Raw genomic sequence first — 20302 nt, forward strand, 5'->3', positions numbered from 1 at the left:
GAAAGCTACGGCAAACGCACACTCCTCCTTCTGTTGGGGAGAGGCGACGTTGGTGGCGTCCCCCCCCCCGAAGGGGGTGGTCCCCGCCCCCCCCGCCAGTCTCGTTCTAGAAGTACCTGAGCCAGACGTAACCCCACGCCATCGCCGTGCTGATCAACGTCACCACGATGCCGTAGCGCGTGAACTGCCAGAAGCTGATCCGGTGTCCCGCGCGAGCCGCGATCCCGAGGGCCACCACGTTGGCGCTCGCCGCCACCGCCGTGCCGTTGCCGCCGAAGTCCGCGCCCAGCGCGAACGACCACCACAGCGCCTGCCCGGTCCCGGGATCGGGGATCTCCGCCACCATGCCCTCGACCACGGGCGTCATCGTGGCGACGTACGGGATGTTGTCGAAGAACGCGCCGAGCACGCTGGAGCCGAACAGCAGCGCGGTCGCGGCCAGGAAGTAGTCGCTGCCGAACGCGGAGACGGCCCACGTGCCGACGGTCTCGATCACGCCGGTGTGCACGAGACCCGCGACCATGATGAACAGGCCCATGAAGAACGTCAGCGTCGCCCACTCGACCTCCGCCAGCACCTCGCCGGGGTCGGCCCGCGTGACCAGCATCATCACGCCCGCGCCGACGAGCGCGACGATCGCCGGGTCCAGGTGCAGCACGGAGTGCAGGCCGAAGCCGAGGACCACGAACGCGAACACGGCCAGGCATCGGCGCAGCATCGCGGGATCGGTGATGGCACGGCGTTCCTGCAGCGACATCACCGCCTCGACGTGCTCGGCGTTGTACTGGAACGACTTGCGGAACAGCACCTTCGTCAGCAGCACGAACACCACGAACACGACCACGACGATCGGTGCCATGTGCACGAGGAAGTCGGTGAACGACAGGCCCGCGCGGCTGCCGATGATGATGTTCGGCGGATCACCGATCAACGTCGCGGCGCCGCCGATGTTGGACGCCAGCACCTCGGCGATGAGGTAGGGCTGGGCGGCGATGCGCAGCCGGTTGCACACGACGATGGTGACCGGCGCGACCAGCATGATCGTGGTGACGTTGTCGAGGAACGGCGAGGCGATCGCGGTGATGATCATCAGCATCACCATCAACCGGTACGGGCGGCCGCGGGCGCGTTTCGCCGCCCAGATGGCCAGGTAGTCGAACACGCCGGTCTGCTTGACGATGCCGACGATGATCATCATGCCGAACAGGAGGAAGATGACGTTCCAGTCGATCCCCTCGTGCTCGGAGAAGAACACCTCGGAACCGGGGACGAGCCCGAACACGGCCATGAGGCCCGCGGCGACGAGGACGACCTTGACCTTGTTCGCCTTCTCGGTGGCGATGAAGAAGAACGCGACCAGGAAGATCGCCAGGGCGAGAGCAGCGCTCACGGAGCTCCCAACGGGGAAATGTCGTCGCCGGCGCGTGTTCAGCCGCACCGGCGACGACGGGGGGAGTGGTTCTGGGGTCAGTCCTCGGCGGTGTAGACGGCGAGGCTCGTGATCAGGCGGTCGAGGGTGATGGCGCCGACGAGGGCACCGGCGGCGTCGACCACGGCGACGAGCGGGCTGTGCTGGCGCGCCATCAGGGCGGCGACCTCCAGCAGCGTGGCGTCATCGCGCACGGTCGCGGGTTTGGCTCGGTGGTGCGGTGCGACGTCGCCGACGGTGCGGTCGGCGAGCTCCACCCAGAACGTGTCGGCGGCGTTCTCGTCGATCGTGCGGGCGAGCGCCGGGTCCTCCTGGTAGGACGACGGGACGGCGAGGCGCAGCACCTGCGTTCCCGGCAGCACCGTCCACGGACGGGCGCGGTCGTCCACGACGATCAAACCGGGCAGCCGGTTCACCGCCATCACCCGCACCGCCTTGGCGACCTGGTCGTCGACCGTCACGGTCGGGACGTTGATCGCGATGTCGCGGGCCTGCATGGCATCATCCCGTTCGGCCAGTTTTCCCGGTGCGGACACGGTTTCCTCCCGGATGCGATCGTGGTCAGGGCTGGTGGCTCACGCCGATGAAGCCGGCGAGGATCAGGCCGGCGGCGACGAGCAGGGCGTGCGGTGTGACGATCCCGGCGATCAGCAACGCCAGGGCGATCCCGAGCAGCACGGGGTTCAGCGGCCGTCGTGTTCGAGTCGGGCGGTCGCTGCGCTTCATGGCACCTCCTTCCGGTGGGGCGCCTTCCACGATTGCCGCTCTGGCGTGCGAAAACGATCCGTCCGGGCACCCAACTACCCACTGCCGGAGGGGGTGGCGCACGGCGAACATGGGTGTTGCCACGGATGGACGGTGCCGGGGGTGAACGACCACCCTCGCTGGCGTGGTGGTGGCACGTGATCAGGTCCGGGCAACGCGGACGTCCTCAGCGGACCCGCCCCGGACCTACCGCCCGGAACTGCAGGGCCTGCGTGCCGTGGCCGCGGGACTGGTCGTCGTCTACCACGTGTGGCTCGGCAGGGTGTCCGGCGGCGTCGACGTCTTCTTCCTGATCTCGGGCTTCCTCGTCACGGGACAGCTCGTGCGCGCCACCGCGCGCGGGCGGCTCGACCTGCGGGCGTTGTGGAGCAGGATGGCCAAGCGGCTGCTGCCCGCCGCGTTCGTGGTGCTCGCCGCGACCGTCGTGGCCGGGGTGCTCCTGCTGCCCGCGGACCGGTGGTCGCAGACGATCCGCGAGGTGGCCGCGGCGGCGCTGTTCGTCGAGAACTGGCAGCTGGCGGCCGACTCCACCGACTACTACGCCCAGAACGACCAGGCGAGCGTCGTGCAGCACTTCTGGTCGTTGTCGATCCAGGGCCAGTTCTACCTGCTGTGGCCGTTGCTGGTCGGAGCGGTCGTGCTGCTGCGCCGGTCGTTGCTGCGCGTGTTGCTGCTGGTGTTCGCGGCCTCGTTCGCCTACTCGGTGTGGCTCACCGCGACCGACCAGCCGCTGGCGTACTTCCACACGGCGACGCGGATCTGGGAGTTCGCGTTCGGCGGTCTGCTGGCCCTGTCGTCGTTCGCGCTCGTCCGTCCACTGAGGATCATCCTGGGATGGTTGGGACTGCTCGGGTTGCTGCTGTGCGGGCTGGTGCTGCAGGTGGGATCGGAGTTTCCCGGCTACCTCGCGCTGTGGCCGACGACGTGCGCGGCCGCCGTGATCGTCGCCGGCGCGACGGGCAGCCGCTTCGGCGTGGACCGGTGGCTGTCCGGTGAGCGGATGCGCTACCTCGGCGACCTGAGCTACGCCCTCTACCTGTGGCACTGGCCCGTGCTGATCTGCTACCTGGTCGTGCGCGGCCAGACCGAGGCCGGGCTGCTCGGCGGAGTCGCCGTCATCTCCGCGTCGCTCGTGCTCGCCGCCGCCACCCACCTGCTCGTCGAGGAACGCGTGCGCCGGTCCGGCTGGAGCGCGCGCAAGCTCACCGCCCTGCTGCTCGTGCCGGTGCTCGCCGCCGTCGCCACCTGGCAGCTCACCGGCGTCCGCGAGGTCGAGGCACGCGCCCCGGCCACCGACTTCGCCGCCCTGGACGGCGAGGTGTGCGCGCAGACGCCGCCGCACAAGGAGCTCGTGGTGTGCTTCGGTCCCGTCACGGGCACGCCGGCCAAACGCGTCGTGCTCGTCGGCGACTCCCACATCCAGCAGTACCTCGCCGCCCTCACACCGATCGCGCAGAGCCGCAACTGGCAGCTGATCGCGATGCTCAAGGGCGGCTGCCCGTTCTCCACGCGGTCGGAGCGCATCCCCGGTCACCAGGGATGCCTGCAGTTCACCGAGGAGGCCGCGACCGAGATCGTCGCCCTACGTCCCGACTTCGTCTTCACGCTCGCGACCCGCAACGTCCAAGTAGGACTGACCGAGGAGACGCCACCGGGGTTCGTCGACCGGTGGCGCCAGCTCGACGCCGCGGGCATCCCGGTGGTCGCCGTGCGCGACAGCCCCCGCTACGGCTTCTCGGTGGCCGACTGCGTCCGCGTGCACGGCCAGGACGCGCCGCGATGTGGCGCGCCCCGCGCGGAGCTGCTCGCTCCGGTGCCGCCCTACGCGGGGCTCGACATCCCTGAGAACGTGTCGTTCCTCGACTTCAGCGACCGGCTCTGCCCCGACGACTACTGCCCGCCCGTCATCGGCGACGTCCAGGTCAACTTCGACGACAACCACGTGAGTGCCAGCTACATGCGCGCGTTGTCGCCCGCGGTCGAGCAGGCGCTGGACGCCGTTCTGACACCGATCAGCTGAGGTGGTGCACCTCCTGCAACCCGTAGACGGGCGTGGGAATGCCCTCGTAGCGCCGCGGACAAGGTGGAACACGGCCAAGGGGCGAGCGCGGTCCTGCCTGGTGTGAGCACAGGTCCGATTCGCTGCTCGCGCAAAGAGCCCTCGCCTGGCTTCCGGCGAGGGCTTCGTGAACTTCAACCTCAGCAGTTGCCGAGCCTGTACTCAAACCAGCGACGCGCTCCCTCTGTGGCATCCGTCCCGGCGAACTTCCGCTCCCACATCCGCACCAGAGATGCGCTGTACGCCGTGATCCCGTCCGGGGCAGCTGTGCGGAATGCATCGAGCTGTTCGGCCCAGGCCTCCGCGTCAGAGGGGTGGTGTCCCGCGGCGATCAGCCGAACCGCCACCTGGGCGACGTCGACCCAGGGAGCGCCGGTCCTCCACCACGCCCAATCCACGACGCGAGCCCTGTCCGCGACGAGGAAGTTGAACGGGTTCAGGTCCGAGTGGATCAGAGTCGATCCACTCATGTACGCCGGTGCCCGTCGCGCCCACTCCGCGACCGTGGCCGCGTTTTCCTTCGACCACGCGTGTGCGTCGTCAGGCAGGTCCAGGTTCAGTTCACCGTCCAGCGCCGCCGCCCACTGCTTCCCCATCTCCCGCTTCACTGAGAGAGCAGAGGGCGCATCGGTGGTGGTGATCGTCCGAACAGCGTCCGCCACCGACGGCAGGTCGGATGAGCCCGGCGAGAAGTCGGCGTGCTGCCCGGGGACGTGCTCGAACCCGAGCAGCAGCCAACCACCGGTGTCGACCTGCCACAGCAGTCGCGGAGCCACGTCCTTGGGCAGGAACGGGTTCACGGCCGCTTCGTTGCGGTGCATGAAAGCCTGGCGATCGTCCGCCTTGATGCCCTTGCAGAAAATCCAGCCGTCTTCCGTCTTGAGCGACGCGGCGACTGCGGAGTTGCGACCGGCTGTGGCCTCCTCCACTTCGCTCACGTGTCCTGTGTGCTCGCCGACAGCAGCGGCCACGTCTGCGGGCAGGTCGCTCCAGTTGAGGCGGTTGATCGTCAGGCTCCTCTGTCTCAGGCTGCTAGTGGGGGTCGTCACCCTGTCCGCAGCTGGTGCACCCGCTGTGACACTGGGAGCACCTCTCGCCGCCCGACAGCCACAGCTCCGGGTGCAACGGCAGCCCGGCGTTGGTGATCGCCTCCACCGTAGGCGCCAGCACCCCTGGGACGTCGGTCTCCTTGCGGCGCGGCGCGGTGAACTCGTCCGGGACGTGGTGGATGAAGTAGCCCGCCTCCCGATCGCAGAACTCGGCGTACTCACGGGTGTTCAGGATGAACTGGTGCCAGCCGATGTCGACTTTCTGACTCGGCCGGAAGGAGGTGCTCGGGTTGGCGATGCCGACGGTCAGGAAGCTCAGCGTGTCGGAGATGATCCAATCGGCTTCCACGAACGCCACGTCGTGCTCACGCATGATCTGGCTGCGCCACTTCATGCGGAACTCGGTCGGGATGTGCGCCTGAGCGACCTTTGCCGCAGGCTCGATCGTTGCCGTCATCAGCTGTCCTCTCGTTGGTTCCTCTCATACGGCGTGCTTTCGTGCACACCGCAAATGCCCAGGAGCGGAGTCGAACCGCCACCACACCCTTTGAGGGGTCTGCCTCTACCAACTGGGCTGACTGGGGCGCGTCGCGTTGAAGACCAACCCATGAGCTGAACGGGTGCGGCTGCGGTGAACCCAGCGATGATCGTGTACCGCGTCCGAGTGAGAAGCTCCCCGAAGGCCCCACCGAACTCACCTGTGCGGCTCCGGTCCGCACACGTACGTCTTGGCCGCGTTCTCGGGAGATGCTCCACCGTTCCCGTTGGGCAGTGAAGGCATTCGAAGCGCATAGCCAGGCTGACGCCCCAACAGCATGGGCAGTGCTCCCAAGATGGACGGCGGAGGCACGAGCAGGTTCGGTGCCCGGGGATGGTCCGGGTGTCGAAGGATCAACGCAGCGCGGATCACCCACAAAGCCCTGCCTCCGAACGACCACAGTGTCTGCGAAGGACGGAAGCAGTCCCGGTCAGCCACGCGCGGGGCTCGGTAGGCGACTGCTGTCTCGGGACCGAAAATCTGGATGACGTCGACGCACGAGGCGTACCAACGAACTGCCGCGAGCACGTTCGGTCGCCACCGGTCGGGGAAGTAGTAGATCATCCACTTCCGGTAGACGAGTTCAGAAAGATGCGCTTCGAGATCGGGATCGACCTCCACGAAAGTCTCAACCATCGCGGTCACCTCGACAGCCACCCACGTTTCATGACCTCCCCGAGCGACATTGGGACCAACGAGACGGCTGGGGAGAGTCAGCCCGCAACGGCGGGAGCTTGAAGCCTCACCGTGTCGCGTCGGTCGACAGCCGTCCCGTTGGCTCTGGGGCCGGCCGTAGCTCGGATCACTGACCACCAGCCCCGCGCATCTGACTGTAAAGGCAGCAATGCAATCTTCGCTGCACCCAAACGGGCGAAACGTTGCATTGCAATGTTAGTGCGCCCGAACGGGTGGCGCAGGTCAGACACGGGGGTAGGGCACACTTCGCGCCATGACCGAAGACGACGTGTTCGATCCGGTGATCGCGCGGCTTCAGTGCGGAGAGCTGTTGCAGACGCTTCGCGGCAAGCTCGACCAGGGCAAGATCGAGAAGGAGATGCTCGCGGAGGTCCCCAAGTACTACGCGACGAAGCTCAACAAGATCGAGGCAGGCACCATCGCGCCCGGACCGGCCGATGTCGAGTGGCTGGTCAAGCGCTACCGCCCGAAGCCTTCCGACGCGGATGAGCTGCTGCGCCTCGCCGAGTTGGCCCGCCGGCGGGCAAAGCCGGTGCGGACCGGCAAGGCTGCGCAGCAGTACGTGTCGCTTGAGCGACGAGCCCGCGAGATCCGCATGGTCTACAACGAGATTCCTGGACTGTGCCAGCCGGAAGAGTTCGCGCTGCAAGCGTTGTCGGTCTCGCCCGTGGTCGCGGCGTCCGCCGTTGCCGGCATGGCTGCCGAACGAGCCGAGCGCGGACGGACGATCATCCGGCCGGACGGAGCGTCTGTGTGGCTTGTGCTCGGCGAAGACGCGCTCTACCGATGGTCAGGCAGTCCAGCCGTTCTCCGGCGAGCGCTGGAGCACATTCGTGACATCGCGGCGATGCCAAATGTGAAGCTCCGCATCCTGCTGCGCTCCGCCGGCATCGTCCCCGCGTTGAGTTGTCCGTTCACACTGTTGCACGTCGACGGAGACAAGACGCTCGCGATGGTCGCGACGTTGTCGCGCCCCGACTACATCAAGGCGACAGCTCCGTATGTGGCTGCGTTCGAGCAGGCATGGGAACTCGCGAGCTCCGATCGCGACTCGAAGGCGATACTTGAAGCACGGATCACTGATCTCATCGACAGCTAGGAGTGTCAGACATGTGGAGTAAGGCCACCGACCTGACCGGCGTCCGGTGGCGCACCAGCAGCTTTACCAACGGCGGGGCCGACCCTCAATGCGTCGAGGTGGCACCTGTTGGGGCCGTGTGGGCCGTTCGACACAGCCTGAACCCGAGCGGGCCGGCTCTCGGATTCTCCGAGTCTGCCTTCCGGGCGCTGATCGAGGACGTCAAGCGCGGGGACGGCATCGAATCCTGACGCGAAGACGAGGCGGGGCACCCGGAAGGATCGTGGTGCCCCGCCTCGCTGAGCAGCGGAGATGCATTCTCGGCCTGAAATGAACAGACGTTGCTGCTGCCTGTCGGTCAGCTGAGGTGGTGCACCTCCTGCAACCCGTAGACCGGCGTCGGAACGCCCTCGAAGCGCGCCTTCAGCTGCAGCGCCAGGAAGAGCGAGTAGTAGCGAGACTGGTGCAGGTTGCCGCCGTGGAACCACAGCCCGGGCTGCCGGGTCGGCTTCCACATGTTGCGCTGCTCGCCCTCCCACGGCCCGGGGTCCTTGGTCGTGCCGGAACCGAGGCCCCAGCACTTGCCGACCCGGTCGGCCATCTCCTGCCCGGCGAGGTCGGCGACCCAGCCGTTCATCGAGCCGTAGCCGGTGGCGTAGACGACGAGGTCGGCCTCCAGCTCGGTGCCGTCGGCGAGCACCACGGCGTTCTTCGTGAGCCGGTCCACCTGGCCGCGGACGAGCTTGATCTCGCCGTCCGCCACCAGCTCCGATGCGCCCACGTCGATGTAGTAGCCGGAGCCGCGGCGCAGGTACTTGAGGAACAGGCCGGAGTCGTCGTCGCCCCAGTCGAGGTCGAAGCCCGCCTTCTCCAGCCGGGCGTAGAAGTCCGCGTCGCGTTCCCTGATCCGCTGGTACACCGGGATCTGGAACTGCGGCAGGATCCGGTAGGGGAGCGAGGCGAAGATCGTGTCGGCCTTGTCGGTGGTGACCCCGGCGGCGACGGCGCGTTCCGAGTAGAGGTCGCCGAGAGCGATGTCCATCAACGAGTCGGAGCGCACGATGTGCGTCGACGACCGCTGCACCATCGTCACGTCGGCGCCGTGCTCCCACAGCGCCGCGCAGATGTCGTGGGCCGAGTTGTTCGAGCCGATCACGACGGCCTTGCGTCCCGCGTAGGCCTCCGGGCCGGGGTGCTTCGACGAGTGGTGCTGGTCGCCCTCGAACAGCTCGGCGCCGGGGAACCGGGGCACGTTCGCCTTGCCCGACATGCCCGTCGCGAACACGAGCTGCTTCGGTTGCAGGGTCACGGTTTCCCCGTCGCGGTCGACGACGACCGTCCACTGTGCACCGTCGTAGGTCGCGGACTCGACCTTGGCCCGCGTCCAGTACGGCACCTCCATCACCCGCGTGTACATCTCCAGCCAGTCCGCGATCTTGTCCTTGGGCGCGAACACCGGCCAGTTCTCCGGGAACGGCAGGTAGGGCAGGTGGTCGTACCAGACCGGGTCGTGCAGGCAGAGGCTCTTGTACCGCTTGCGCCACGAGTCGCCGGGCCGGTCGTCGCGCTCCAGCACGAGCGCGGGCACGCCGAGCTGCCGCAGCCTCGCCCCCAGCGCGATGCCGCCCTGCCCGCCGCCGATGACCACCACGTACGGCTGCGTGCCGTAACCCAGCTCGGCCTGCTCGCGTTCGCGTTCCTCGGCCCACGACTTCCGGTCCTCGACCGCGCCGTGCCGCACACCCTTCGGCCTCGCCGTGCCCTTGTGCTCCTCGAAGCCCTTGAGCTCGTGCAGCGACGTGAGCAGCGTCCACGCGCCCTCGTCGTTGAGGCGCAGGTGTCCGCGGCACCGGCCGGCCGCCGTCTCGAACTCGATCCACGCCTCGACGACGCCGTCGGCCTCGACCGGCTCCTCCGTCGTGCGGAACCCCACCGGATCCGTGCCGTCGAGACAGGCGCTGAGCAGATCCGCGACACCGTTCCTGCCCTCGACGGTCTTGATGTTCCAGGTGAACGCGACGAGGTCGCGCCAATAGCTGTCGACGGCGAACAACCCGGCCGCGGAGTCGACGTCGCGTGCCTTGAGCGCGGCCTGGAACCGGCCGAGCCAGTCGTCGACGCGGGCCTGCGCGGGCGCCGCACGATCGATCGTCTGTGTCATCGCCACTCCTCGTCGCTGGGGTGACCCCGATCACAGCGCGCAGTGGTGCGTGCGACAACCGTTGCACCGGATTGCACGTCTAGGCGCACCCCTGAACGGCACTTATGCTCGAACGGTGAGCGTGCCCAGGGCAGTGCCGCCCGGTCAGCACCTGCCCACGTATGCCCGCGAGCTCGTGCGCATGCACGACGCGGTCATCGCGGGCAGCAGCTCCGCCCTGCGCCCGCGCGCAGTGGTGTCCCGCTCGTGGAGCCGCGTGCTCGGCCTCGGCCTCAAGCCCGACGGCGTCAACACCCGCAACTGGCTGTCCGAAGCCGAGATCGACCGCCGCCGGTCGTCGTCAGGGCTGCGCGAGGTCGTCCCGGACCTGCGCGACATCGTCGGCTCCCTCGCCGACGCCTCCCAGCTGCTGCTCGTCGTCACCGACGCCGACGGCGTGATCCTCTGGCGTTCCGGCACACCCGCCGTCCGCTGCCGCGCCGACCGGCTCGGCTTCTTCGAGGGCGCCGACTGGACCGAACGCCAGGTCGGCACCAACGCCATCGGCACCGCCCTGGCCGAGGCCGCACCCGTCGAGCTCCTCGCGGGCGAGCACTTCGAGCAGGGCCAGCACCCCTGGTACTGCACGGCGACCCCGGTCCACGACCCGCGCACCGGCGCGCTGCTCGGCGTGATCGACGTCAGCGGCCCCGCCCTGACCCTGCACCCGGCCATCGGCGCACTGGTCGAGACCGGCCGCCTGCTGGCCGAGTCACGGCTGTGGCGCTACCACCAGGAACGCCTCGAACGCCTGCGCGGCGCACTCACCTCCGGCCCCGCACTCGTCGTCGACGACCACGGCTGGGTGGCCGCGTCGCACGGCGTGGCCGTCGGCTCCCGGATCGCCGTCCCCGTTGCGGGACAACCCATCGCCGTACCGGGCCTCGGCGCGTGCCTGCCGGAGCGGCTCGGCGAGGGCTGGCTGGTCCGACCGTCCTCTGTGGATCGCACCGTGACGCTGGAGCTCGACCTGACCGGTACACCCCAGGTCCGGCTCGCCGGCGGCGACGCGGACTGGCGGCGCACCATCACCCGCCGGCACGCCGAGATCCTCGTGCTGCTGCACCGCGCCGGCCGCGACGGGCTGTCGGCCGAGGCGTTGAGCGCGGCCCTGTACGGCGACGCCGAGCACGTCGTGACGGTGCGGGCGGAGGTGTCGCGGTTGCGGCGGCTGCTGGGTGCGTTGGTCGAGACCCGTCCGTACCGGTTGTCCTCCGACGTGCGGATGAACATCCTCCGGTAATGCCCTGCGGCACCAAACGATAGTCGGCGTGACACGTGGTCGGCCGAGAGGATGCGCATGGGCGCGGAGGACGTGCACAACGAGGTGGAGGGCGACGTCTCCGGCGTCGTCGTGCAGGCCGGTGTGATCAGCGGCGGTTTCCACGTCCACGCCGAACGCCCGGTCACCCCGCCGCACCAGCTGCCGCTGGAGATCCGGCACTTCGCCGGGCGGCAGCAGGAGCTGGACCAGCTGACGAGCCTGCGCGACCAGGCGGCGGGCACCGCGGTCGCCGTCATCACCGGCACGGGCGGGATCGGCAAGACCACCCTGGCGGTGCGGTGGGCGCACTCGGTCGCGGACGAGTACCCCGACGGCGAGCTGTACGTGAACCTGCGCGGCTTCGACCCGGCCGACGACCCCGTGGAACCCGGCACCGTGCTGCACGGCTTCCTCGACGCGCTGGGAGTCGGCCCGGCGCGCATCCCGGACGACCCGGCCGGGATGCAGGCGCTGTACCGGAGCCTGGTGGCGCACCGGCGCATGCTGATCGTGCTCGACAATGCGCGGGACGCCGACCAGGTGCGCCCGCTGCTGCCGGGAGCCGCCGGCTGCCTGGTGCTGGTCACCAGCCGCAACCGGCTGGCGAGCCTGGTGGCGCAGGAGGGCGCGCGACCGGTGGCGCTCGAGGCGTTCACCGGCCAGGAGGCGGCCGAACTGCTGGCCACCCACCTCGGCGAGGCCAGGGCGGAGGCGGAACCCGAGGCGACCGCGGCACTCGCCGACTTCTGCGCCGGGCTGCCGCTGGCCCTGTCGATCGTCGCGGCGCAGGCAGCCGTCCACCCCGGGTTCTCGCTCGCCCAGGTGCTGGAGGGGCTGCGAGCCGAGCCGCACACCCTCGACGCACTCGACCTGGGCGACGCGTCCGGCAGCGTCCGCACCGTGTTCTCGTGGTCGGTCAGGGCACTGGACGACGACGCCACCCGCCTGTTCCGGTTGCTGGGACTGCACGTCGGCCCGGACTTCGGGCTGGGCACGGCGGCGAGCCTCGCCGCCGAGCCGCCGGCGCGCACCCGTCACCTGCTCGCCGGCCTGACGGCGGCCAACCTCGTCGAGCAGTACGTCCCCGGCCGGTTCCGCATGCACGACCTGGTGCGGGCCTGCGCCGCCGAGCTCGTGCAGGAGCCGGAAACCGCACCCGCGTCCCGTCGAATGCTCGACTTCCTGTTGCACACCACCGAGTCGGCCGCCATCGCGCTCAACCGCAACCGCGACCGCCAGCACCTCGGCGTGATCGCGGACGGCACCGCCTACGTACCGATCACGAACACCGACGAGGCCTTCCGCTGGTACCACGCCGAACTGGCCACGCTGAGCGCCGCGGCCAGGCAGTCGACGACCTCGTACGCGTGGCAGATCCCGTGGGCCATGACCAGCTTCCTGTACCGGCAGGGCCGCTGGACCGAGTGGGCGGAGCTGCACGAAGCCGCACTGGACCGAGCGGACGACGACCACGCGAGAGCCCGCACCCTTCGCCTGCTCGGCAACGCCTACACGTTGCTGGACCGCCGCGACGAGGGCCGAGCCCAGCACGAACGGGCACAGGCCCTGTTCGAGTCCCTGGACGACGCCCACGGACTCGCCAGAACGCACCACGCGCGAGCCTGGGCCCACGGCCGGTTCGGCGAGAACCGCGAAGCCATCGCGCACGCCGAGGAAGCCCTGCGCCTGTACCGCGGCTACGGCAACAGCTCAGGGGAAGCCCACGCCCTGGACGCCGCAGGATGGTTCCACGCCCAGCTCCGCGAGTTCGAGAAGGCTCTCGACTACTGCACGCGAGCGCTGGAGATGCACACCGAGCTAGGCGACGCGAGCGGCATGGCGGACGACTACGACAGCCTCGGCTACATCCACCACCACCTCGGCGACACCGAGCGTTCGTTCGCCGAGTACGACAAAGCCATTGCGCTGTGGCAAGAACTCGGCGCCGCCTACGACGAGGCCGTCACCCTCGTACGCGTCGGCGAAGCGCACGAAGACGGGGGAGACCGACCCGCGGCACTGGCAACGTGGCAACGCGCCCTGGAGATCTTCGTCCAGCTCGACCACCCGGAAGCCGACACGGTGCGAGCGAAGCTGACCGCGATCTAGATCACAGCGCAAACCAAGGGATAGCGCTGCGGAAAAGTTAGTGCAAAGCTCTCGTGCACACCCAAGCCGAAAGGTGCACGAGATGCTCAACCGTCGCTCGCTCCTCACCCACAGCGGCACCGCCGCGTTCGGCGCCCTGGCCCTGGCCGCGGTCACCGGCGGCACCGCCCAGGCCTCTCCCGCCGGCTACTCGCCGTGGACACCGCTGCCCGACCCCGCCACGACGCCGGTGCCGAACCCGCCGCTGAGCAAGGACCTCACCACGCAGGAGCGGCGCAACCTGGAGGGGTTCGACGAGCTCGACTTCGACGTCTTCACCCACCAGAAGTGGACGCGGCTGGGGGAGAGCCACGCCCGCACCATCCGCGTGCACTGGCCGGACGGCCACTACACCGACGGCATCGACAAGCACATCGAGGACCTCCAGGCACTGTTCTCCTGGGCACCCGACACCCGCATCGAGTCGCACTACCTGCGCGTCGCGAACGGCGGCCTCACCGCCGTCGCCGGCGTCATGAAGGGCACCTTCACCAAGCCCATGGCCGACGGCAAGGGCGGTGTCATCCCGCCGACCGGGCGCCGGTACTCGATCAACATGGCGACGATCGGGGTGTGGAACCGGCGCGGGTCGATGGACGAGGAGTTCCTGTTCTGGGACAACCAGACCTTCTACCAGCAGATCGGCCTGGCCTGAGCAATCCAGGTCCTGGTGAGCGCGGGACGCGTGGTTTGCGGTCATCCGCCCGTGAATGAACCGATGCGGTGCCCATCTCGGGGGCGCCGCACCAACCCCCGTGTCCGGCCAATACACCGTGAACTGAGCATTCCGTAGCTCCGACCTTCCCTGTCACACCGAGGCGGATGTCGCAAGGCGGTGCGGTGGTGGCGTCTGTGTACTGGATATTCGATCGGCGGCTGACGCTGGTGGCCGAAGCGGTAGTTCTCTCCTACGGGCCGAAGTCGAGCTCGGGCTGCCCCACAGCGAGACGCTGCCTCGCCACCGCCTTGAGCGCCTCCAACGCCGCATCGTCATGCGTCGAGCCGACGTGCTCGATGTCCCGCGACCCGCGACGCGAGGAGTGCACGATCTGCACCGCCCTGGCCTCCGACGCCGTCTTGACCGTGCGCACACACGCCACGAGAGACAGCCTGGAACCGGCCGCTCAGTGCGCAAATTTTGCCGTTCACACGACGAAACCGCAGCTCAACAGCCAGCACCCTACCCAAGATCAGCGATCTTGAGCCAAAGGCGGGTAAGGTGCCGGAATGGTCATGCGGGTGGCGATTCCCGTGCTGCCGTGCCGAGATGTGCAGGCAGCGCGGTCGTACTTCACGGACACGCTCGGATTCGACACCATATTCACCTGGGAGACCCCACCTAGCTACGCGGCCGTGATCCGCGACACCGCCGAGTTCCACCTGTACGCCGAAAGCAGCGTCAGCCCGGCCAGAGTGACGGTTGTCGTCGACGACGTCGATTCCTGCCACGACGAGCTGCGCGCCCGCGGCGCCAACATCGTCGAGCCACTGGCTGACCGGCCCTACGGGATGCGCGACTTCAACGTGCGGACACCCGATGGGCACTTGTTGATCTTTAGCCAGCCGCTTACCGAGTCCGGGTGACCATCAGCGGACCAGCCGGAAGAATGACCAGACCTCGTCGACGAACAACGCCGGCTGCTCGAACGCCGCGAAGTGGCCGCCCTTGCAAGGCTCGTTCCGGTGTCGGATGTTCGGGAACCGGCGCTCCGCCCCCCGCCGAGATGGGCGCTGCAGCTCCTTGGGGAAGGCTGAACAGCCGGTGAATACGGTCACCGGCTGTTCAGTCAACCCGGAGATCCATTCGTTGACCGAGCAGCACACCTGGCTGCCGAATGAGATCTGATCACCACGCCAGTCGGTGGCGCGAAAAAACTGCTCCCAGCTCAAAGTGTCGGGGTCGACGCTCCGGCTCCAGCGCAAGTCACGGTCCGGCGACCGCACCGAGCGCTACACCACACGGCGCCACGACCCGATCATCCGACCGGAGAGCCAGGCTGTAGATCCGGACGTCGTCTCGTATTCCTCACCGAGCCGGCAGGAAGTGCTGGGGTGCAGGGGAAGGCGGTTACAACGCTGGTGTCCAGGCCCACGGACGGGAACCCGCCCTGCCTCGCAGGCAGTCCACCCGCACCTGGGCTTCGCCCCGTGCCTCGGGGTGTTGGGCGGCGCGTTGGGCGACGTAGCAGGTCATGCGGAGCTCACGGATGTCACGCAGTAGCGGGAAGCCGGGCCAGGTGGTGACGTCATGGCCGTAGCGGCGGCAGAAGTCCTGGTAGTCGCTGCTGGTGATCCAGCCGAAGCTGGTGTGCTTGATGGTGGTACTGACCAAGTCCCACTCCGGTGGGCCGATCGCGCACCGTTCCAGGTCGAGCAGTACGGTCTCGTGCTCTGTGGCGACGACGTTGCCGACCCACGCGTCGCCGTGCACGACGCAAGACGGCAACCCTTGCGGCAGTTCGGCGTGTCTGGAGCGCAGGTCCTCGAGGTGGCCGCGCAGCCACATCCGATCGTCTGCGGTCAGGGTGGTGGCCGTGTCGATCCGCTCCGCGAGCCGGACGAACGGATCGAGCTTGCCGAGCGGCACGCCGTCAGGGATCGGGAGACCGTGCAAGCGGCGGATCGCCTGGGCGACCTCAGCCGGGGTGCCGTGACGGTGGGCGGGAAGCTCCTCCCAGAACGTTACGGCCCGTTCCCCGACCAGCACAGGCTGGTGGGGAAGGTCGAGGGCGCGGACGGCGGGCACGTGTTGTCCGGCCAGCCAGCGGGCGACGTGGACCTCTTTGCGAGCCGCGGCGAGCTGGCCGGGACGGGAGATGCGGGCGACCACTCCGCCCGGAAGCCGGAAAATTGCGTTCTCGCCCAGCCTGATGGGCTCGGCTCCGCGAGGGTCGAGTCCGGCCACTGCGCAGGCGTCGGCCAGGACACGGTGCTGCTGGTCGACGCCGATGCTCATGAGGCCAGCACGAGGGTGGTGATGCGGTGCCGCAGCACGCCGACCTCGTGCACCGTCTGGTGCCGTGTGCCGATGCGGGCGAGTTCGCACAGGTCGTCGGCGGCCCGGCGGGAACGGATGGTGCCGACGGAGTCCAAGGCCGCCGTGCCGATCGCGACGGCCTCGCGCGGGTCACCGGTGGCCATCGTCAGCGAGGAGAGCTTGATCTGCGAGATCGCACGGGAGCGGGCGAACGCCGCGGTGTGCCCGGCGACCGCAGCCGACAACCGCGCGGTGGCCTCGGCCGGGGAGCGGTCGTGCACCGCGAGGTCGAACAGAGCGTGCCCAGTGTCCCCGGCGTGCTGCGCGGCGTCGTAGTACGCCATCCAGGACGGGTCGTTGGCGGGCGTGCTGTGCGCGAACTGGTCGTCGGCGGTGCCGACCGCGATCAGCGTCTCCCGCACCCGGCCCATCTTGGCCAGGGCGCGGGCGTGGGCGGTGTGCAGCATCGCCCGTTCGGTCGCGGTCAGCCGGTCGGCCCGGACCAGGGCGTGCTCGGTCAGCGTCAGCCCTTCGTCGGGCTGGCCCACCCAGATGGCCTGTCGTGCCATCGAGGAAAGGATCTTAGCCCGCAGATGCCAGTCCTGCGCTTCCTCCGCGCAGGCGAGCGCGAAGCGGAACGCACGGCGGGCGTCGTCGTGGGCATAGGCGTCGAAGGCCATGAACGCGCACGTGTGGCCGAGATAGCCGACCGCGCTGTGCAGCGCGCCGCGCAGCCGTGCCGGACAGTCGGCCTCCAGCAGCCCTGCGGAGAACCGGAGCTGGGCGAGGACGGCCTCACGGGCCAGCCCGCCGCCATAGGTATGGTCCCACCCGGCGAAGACTCTCGCGGCGGTGTGGATCTGCTCGATCTCGGTATGCCCGATGCGGGCGGGGACAGGGGTGGGCTCGGCGCCCTTCAGCAGGGCGGCGACGGGGGCCAGCGCGAGAGAGCTGACGCCCAGGGCGGCGGTGCGCAGAAACTGCTTGCGGTCCACGTCTGCCAGCTTTACCACCGCGCGGCGCCGGTTGCTCAACCCCAGCGCCGCGTCGGTGGACGCCCCGAGGATCGCGCGCAGCGCCTCCCGATACAGCGGATCGGGCCAGCGGATGACGCCTCGTTCGAGTTTGCCGATGTAGTTGGCGTCGATCTCAACCGTCTTGCGGTGCTGCTGCCAGATGTGGGCGTTGACCAGCTCAGCGAGCTCCTGGCGGGACAGGCACTCACCGGGATGCGACGGGGACTCAGTGCGTTCCCGCGCGCTGCGCAGTTGATCATTCGCCGTCGGCACAGTCCTGGCCTTTCCCGTTTGTGGCCAGCGTCATCGTTACACGAAACGTGACCAGACCAGTACCGGCCGCTGGTGGGGATGGTTCCAACCATCCCCGAAGCATCCCCTTGACATCCCCGCTTCCTGGCGATCCGCGTGGGCCGATTCCAGGCGACGGTCGAAGGCATGACCCACTTCGCTCTCGCCGCGCCGGGACACGACACGGCGCTTCCGGACACCCCCGCCGCCCTGCCGCGGTCCTCGACGGTGGTGCGGGCCTTCAGCCACCCCGCTGAGGTCACCGCCGTGCACCCGGTGCTCGTCGCCGCGGCGAAGCTCGCGGGCGAACACTGGATGCGCGCCGAGGCCCACCGGCTCGTGCGCGACCCGCACGCCGACGACCACGTGCTTGCCAGCGCCACCCGCACCATCGCGGCGCGGGACACCGGCTGCGCTGTGCTCGCCGAACACATCGACATCTGGGCGGCCACGGTGCTCGCCGAGCCGCGGAACGCGATGCTGCACACCGAAACCCTCGGGCGGCTGATCAACCGGCTCTGCGGTGTGTGGACGCGCTGGCGGCTGCTCGCCGACGACGCCGAGGCAGCCGATCCGGGCATCGCCCTGGCGCTGCACCAGCTCACCGAGCTGTGCCACGCCTACGACGACCTGATCACCGACCTGCAGAGCGGGCGGCGCCACCTGCCCGTCTACCAGGCGATCACCACTCCGGACGCGGTGGCGTGACCCGATGGGCGGGATACGCGAGATCGTCGCCGTCGTCCTCTCGGCCGACAGCCCGGCCGGCCAAGTCGCTGGTCTGCTCGACGACTTGGCCGCGCACCTCCCGCCCCCAGACCAGCAGTGGGCATGTCCGTTGTGCCGCACCGAGTGCTGGCCCTGCGCCGGGTTCGACGTCGCCGCGCACAAGGTCATCGACGCGCGGCTGCGGCTGGCCGAGTTCGTGCCGACAGACCTGCACCCCCGGCTGTGGCCACCGCCCAAAAAGCCCCAGGCCGCACCTGAATCCCCGCCGCCATCCCCACTGCCTCCGCCACCGCAGACCGCCCTGCCACCCGTTACCTGGTTCGACGAGGAGTCCCGTCATGGATGAGCACCTGGCCGCAACACTGACGACCGCCGTGCACGAACGCGTGGACTACCTCGACCACCTCGCCGCCGACGAACCGTCCCGTGCCGCCCTCGCCGAAACCGAGATCACCAGGCTGACCAGCGCGTGGCGCGTCCTGCTCGAACTGCACGCACCCGACGGGCATGGCCGCTGCCCACACTGCTCCACGTGGCGCCGGCCCCGCCGCCCCTGCACCGTCTGGACCACCGCCCACCAGCACCTGAACTGTGCTGACGGTTCTCCCGCACACCGCGCCGGCAGGCACGCCTCCGCCGCCGGCCGGTCGACCGTCGCCGTGCTGGGGGCTTCCTGACCAGGGGCGCGACGTGGCCCCGACCGCGGCGCGCCCCTGGTCCACTTCGCCGTCAACAGGCCCGCAAATCGAGAACCACCCTCTGAAAGAGTAATCAGGTGAACACACTCCGGCACAACGACGCCATCGCCGCAGAGTTCCGCAACGCCCTGGCGGACACGCTCATCACCAAGAAAAAGATCACCTCGCCGGTGATGGAGCGGGCCTTCCGCACGGTGCCCCGGCACCTGTTCGTCGCTGAGGGCACACCGCTGGACGTCACCTACAGCGTCGACAACTCGGTCGCGATCAAGCACGTCCCGGACGGCGTGATCATCTCCTCCACCAGCGCGGCCTACATCCAGGCCCGGATGATCGAACAGGCCGAGATCGGCGAGGGCATGAGCGTGTGGGAGATCGGGTCCGGCGGTTTCAACGCGGCCCTGCTGGCCGAGGTCGTCGGCCCGGACGGCCGGGTGGTCAGTGTGGACATCGACCCGGAGGTGACCGACCGCGCCCGCGAACTGCTGGACGCGACCGGCTACGGCAGTCGGGTCACCGTGGTGCAGGCCGACGCCGAGAACCCGTTGCCGGGGGTGCATGAGCCGTTCGACGCGATCCTGGTGACGGTCGGGGCCTGGGACCTCGCACCGGCATGGCTTGCGCACCTGGCCGAGGGCGGCAGGATCGTCGTCCCTTTGCGGATGAACGGAATCACCCGCGTCATCGCGTTGCGCCGCGAGGGCGACCACCTGGTGAGCACCTCGGCCGAGGTGGCCGGGTTCGTCCCGATGCAGGGCGAGGGCGCCCGCGACGAGCGGCTGTTCCTGCTGCCCGACCGCAACGGTCACGAGGTCAAGCTGCGCTTCGACGGGGACGTGCCGCAGGACATGAGTCTGCTGGACGGTGCGCTGGCGACCGAGCGCGCCGAGGTGTGGTCCGGCGTCACGATCAACCTCGGCGTGTCCTTCGCCGACCTGCACCTGTGGTTCGCCGCGTTCCTGCCCGGTTTCTGCAAGGTGGCTGCGGACGAGGGCACCGACATGGCCGCCGAACGCAAGGACTGGTTCCCCTTCGCCGCCGTGCACGGTGACTCGTTCTCCTACCTGGCTGTCCGCCACGTCCCCGAAGGCGGTGCGGTCGAGTTCGGCGCCCGTGCCCACGGAGAGCACGGCGAGGACGCCGCGACCGCGATGGTCGAGCAGATCCGGGCCTGGGACCGCCACGGCCGCGACAGCGAGCCCACGTTCGCCTACTGGCCGACCGGCTCCCAGCTTCCCGAGTTCGGCGACAACACGGCCGTGCTGCCCAAGACGCACGGCATCGCCACGATCTCCTGGCCGTCCTCGGCGAACAACGCCGGCGACCAGGGTGCCCCGCAGTAACCGGAAACGAGGAGTGAACACG

General features: G+C 69.1%; 22 protein-coding genes and 1 tRNA gene. 11 read left to right on the forward strand and 12 right to left on the reverse strand.

The annotated features are described in order from the left end of the window. Positions 1-106 precede the first annotated feature (106 nt). From ACFWV3_RS19795 to ACFWV3_RS19805, 3 genes are all read right to left on the reverse strand, one after another. A complete protein-coding gene (locus tag ACFWV3_RS19795; RefSeq protein ID WP_382412847.1) occupies positions 107-1390 on the reverse strand; it encodes an SLC13 family permease in 1284 nt (427 codons plus the stop codon). Positions 1391-1467: 77 nt separating this feature from the next. Next, positions 1468-1965, reverse strand: coding sequence for a CBS domain-containing protein (locus ACFWV3_RS19800; RefSeq protein WP_382412848.1), 498 nt, complete (start codon positions 1963-1965; stop codon positions 1468-1470). A 25-nt stretch (positions 1966-1990) separates the two neighbouring features. Then, entirely contained in the window at positions 1991-2155 is a 165-nt protein-coding gene (locus ACFWV3_RS19805; protein ID WP_382412849.1) for a hypothetical protein, read from the reverse strand. Positions 2156-2324: 169 nt separating this feature from the next. Between ACFWV3_RS19805 and ACFWV3_RS19810 the strand changes: the two genes are divergently transcribed. Further along, positions 2325-4214, forward strand: coding sequence for an acyltransferase family protein (locus ACFWV3_RS19810; RefSeq protein ID WP_382413091.1), 1890 nt, complete (start codon positions 2325-2327; stop codon positions 4212-4214). A gap of 179 nt (positions 4215-4393) precedes the next feature. Here ACFWV3_RS19810 and ACFWV3_RS19815 read toward each other — a convergent pair whose 3' ends face one another. From ACFWV3_RS19815 to ACFWV3_RS19830, 4 genes are all read right to left on the reverse strand, one after another. Continuing rightward, the gene (locus ACFWV3_RS19815; RefSeq protein ID WP_382412850.1) at positions 4394-5191 is read right to left on the reverse strand and encodes a phosphotransferase; all 798 of its coding nucleotides are present in this window, start codon (positions 5189-5191) and stop codon (positions 4394-4396) included. Between the two features lie 94 nt (positions 5192-5285). Next, positions 5286-5759 (reverse strand): glycine-rich domain-containing protein, encoded by a 474-nt coding sequence (locus ACFWV3_RS19820; protein WP_382412851.1) that lies wholly within the window; start codon positions 5757-5759, stop codon positions 5286-5288. Between the two features lie 58 nt (positions 5760-5817). Then, positions 5818-5878: transfer RNA gene (locus ACFWV3_RS19825), tRNA-OTHER, on the reverse strand. A 118-nt stretch (positions 5879-5996) separates the two neighbouring features. Beyond that, entirely contained in the window at positions 5997-6497 is a 501-nt protein-coding gene (locus tag ACFWV3_RS19830; protein ID WP_382412852.1) for a hypothetical protein, read from the reverse strand. A 292-nt stretch (positions 6498-6789) separates the two neighbouring features. Here ACFWV3_RS19830 and ACFWV3_RS19835 point away from each other — a divergent pair, with 292 nt between their 5' ends. Beyond that, on the forward strand, positions 6790-7635 hold the full coding sequence (locus tag ACFWV3_RS19835) for a DUF5753 domain-containing protein (protein WP_382412853.1): 846 nt from the start codon (positions 6790-6792) through the stop codon (positions 7633-7635). An 11-nt stretch (positions 7636-7646) separates the two neighbouring features. Next, positions 7647-7865 carry a DUF397 domain-containing protein gene (locus ACFWV3_RS19840; protein ID WP_382412854.1) on the forward strand — a complete coding sequence of 73 codons (219 nt, stop codon included), beginning with the start codon at positions 7647-7649 and terminating at the stop codon, positions 7863-7865. Between the two features lie 107 nt (positions 7866-7972). Here the strand turns inward: ACFWV3_RS19840 and ACFWV3_RS19845 are convergent, their stop codons facing one another. Further along, positions 7973-9775, reverse strand: a complete 1803-nt coding sequence (locus ACFWV3_RS19845) for an NAD(P)-binding domain-containing protein (protein WP_382412855.1) — start codon at positions 9773-9775, stop codon at positions 7973-7975. Positions 9776-9890: 115 nt separating this feature from the next. Here ACFWV3_RS19845 and ACFWV3_RS19850 point away from each other — a divergent pair, with 115 nt between their 5' ends. The 3 genes from ACFWV3_RS19850 (at position 9891) to ACFWV3_RS19860 (ending at position 13881) form a co-directional block, all read left to right on the forward strand. Continuing rightward, positions 9891-11057, forward strand: coding sequence for a transcriptional regulator (locus ACFWV3_RS19850; RefSeq protein WP_382412856.1), 1167 nt, complete (start codon positions 9891-9893; stop codon positions 11055-11057). A 57-nt stretch (positions 11058-11114) separates the two neighbouring features. After that, entirely contained in the window at positions 11115-13187 is a 2073-nt protein-coding gene (locus ACFWV3_RS19855; RefSeq protein ID WP_382412857.1) for a tetratricopeptide repeat protein, read from the forward strand. Between the two features lie 82 nt (positions 13188-13269). Further along, a complete protein-coding gene (locus tag ACFWV3_RS19860; protein ID WP_382412858.1) occupies positions 13270-13881 on the forward strand; it encodes an ester cyclase in 612 nt (203 codons plus the stop codon). 253 nt (positions 13882-14134) lie between these two features. On the opposite strand, the gene ACFWV3_RS19865 is transcribed toward ACFWV3_RS19860, so the two are convergent. Further along, the gene (locus tag ACFWV3_RS19865; protein ID WP_382413102.1) at positions 14135-14317 is read right to left on the reverse strand and encodes a hypothetical protein; all 183 of its coding nucleotides are present in this window, start codon (positions 14315-14317) and stop codon (positions 14135-14137) included. 136 nt (positions 14318-14453) lie between these two features. Here ACFWV3_RS19865 and ACFWV3_RS19870 point away from each other — a divergent pair, with 136 nt between their 5' ends. Continuing rightward, positions 14454-14810, forward strand: coding sequence for a VOC family protein (locus tag ACFWV3_RS19870; protein ID WP_382412859.1), 357 nt, complete (start codon positions 14454-14456; stop codon positions 14808-14810). A gap of 3 nt (positions 14811-14813) precedes the next feature. Here ACFWV3_RS19870 and ACFWV3_RS19875 read toward each other — a convergent pair whose 3' ends face one another. The 3 genes from ACFWV3_RS19875 to ACFWV3_RS19885 all read right to left on the reverse strand — a co-directional run bounded on the left by ACFWV3_RS19875 (position 14814) and on the right by ACFWV3_RS19885 (position 17492). Further along, the gene (locus ACFWV3_RS19875; RefSeq protein ID WP_382412860.1) at positions 14814-15170 is read right to left on the reverse strand and encodes a hypothetical protein; all 357 of its coding nucleotides are present in this window, start codon (positions 15168-15170) and stop codon (positions 14814-14816) included. Positions 15171-15294: 124 nt separating this feature from the next. Next, positions 15295-16182, reverse strand: coding sequence for a phosphotransferase family protein (locus ACFWV3_RS19880; RefSeq protein ID WP_382412861.1), 888 nt, complete (start codon positions 16180-16182; stop codon positions 15295-15297). Beyond that, positions 16179-17492 (reverse strand): XRE family transcriptional regulator, encoded by a 1314-nt coding sequence (locus ACFWV3_RS19885; protein WP_382412862.1) that lies wholly within the window; start codon positions 17490-17492, stop codon positions 16179-16181. The genes ACFWV3_RS19880 and ACFWV3_RS19885 overlap by 4 nt, the downstream gene beginning before the upstream one ends. Before the next feature lie 165 nt (positions 17493-17657). Here ACFWV3_RS19885 and ACFWV3_RS19890 point away from each other — a divergent pair, with 165 nt between their 5' ends. The 4 genes from ACFWV3_RS19890 to fxlM all read left to right on the forward strand — a co-directional run bounded on the left by ACFWV3_RS19890 (position 17658) and on the right by fxlM (position 20280). Beyond that, entirely contained in the window at positions 17658-18218 is a 561-nt protein-coding gene (locus ACFWV3_RS19890) for a DUF4254 domain-containing protein (RefSeq protein ID WP_382412863.1), read from the forward strand. A gap of 4 nt (positions 18219-18222) precedes the next feature. Beyond that, entirely contained in the window at positions 18223-18585 is a 363-nt protein-coding gene (locus ACFWV3_RS19895) for a hypothetical protein (RefSeq protein ID WP_382412864.1), read from the forward strand. Then, positions 18578-18916, forward strand: coding sequence for a hypothetical protein (locus ACFWV3_RS19900; protein WP_382412865.1), 339 nt, complete (start codon positions 18578-18580; stop codon positions 18914-18916). The genes ACFWV3_RS19895 and ACFWV3_RS19900 overlap by 8 nt, the downstream gene beginning before the upstream one ends. Before the next feature lie 98 nt (positions 18917-19014). Then, positions 19015-20280, forward strand: coding sequence for a methyltransferase, FxLD system (fxlM, locus tag ACFWV3_RS19905; protein ID WP_382412866.1), 1266 nt, complete (start codon positions 19015-19017; stop codon positions 20278-20280). Positions 20281-20302: the final 22 nt, after the last annotated feature.

The organism is Lentzea sp. NPDC059081 (assembly GCF_042738015.1).
Taxonomy (GTDB): Bacteria; Actinomycetota; Actinomycetes; order Mycobacteriales; family Pseudonocardiaceae; genus Lentzea.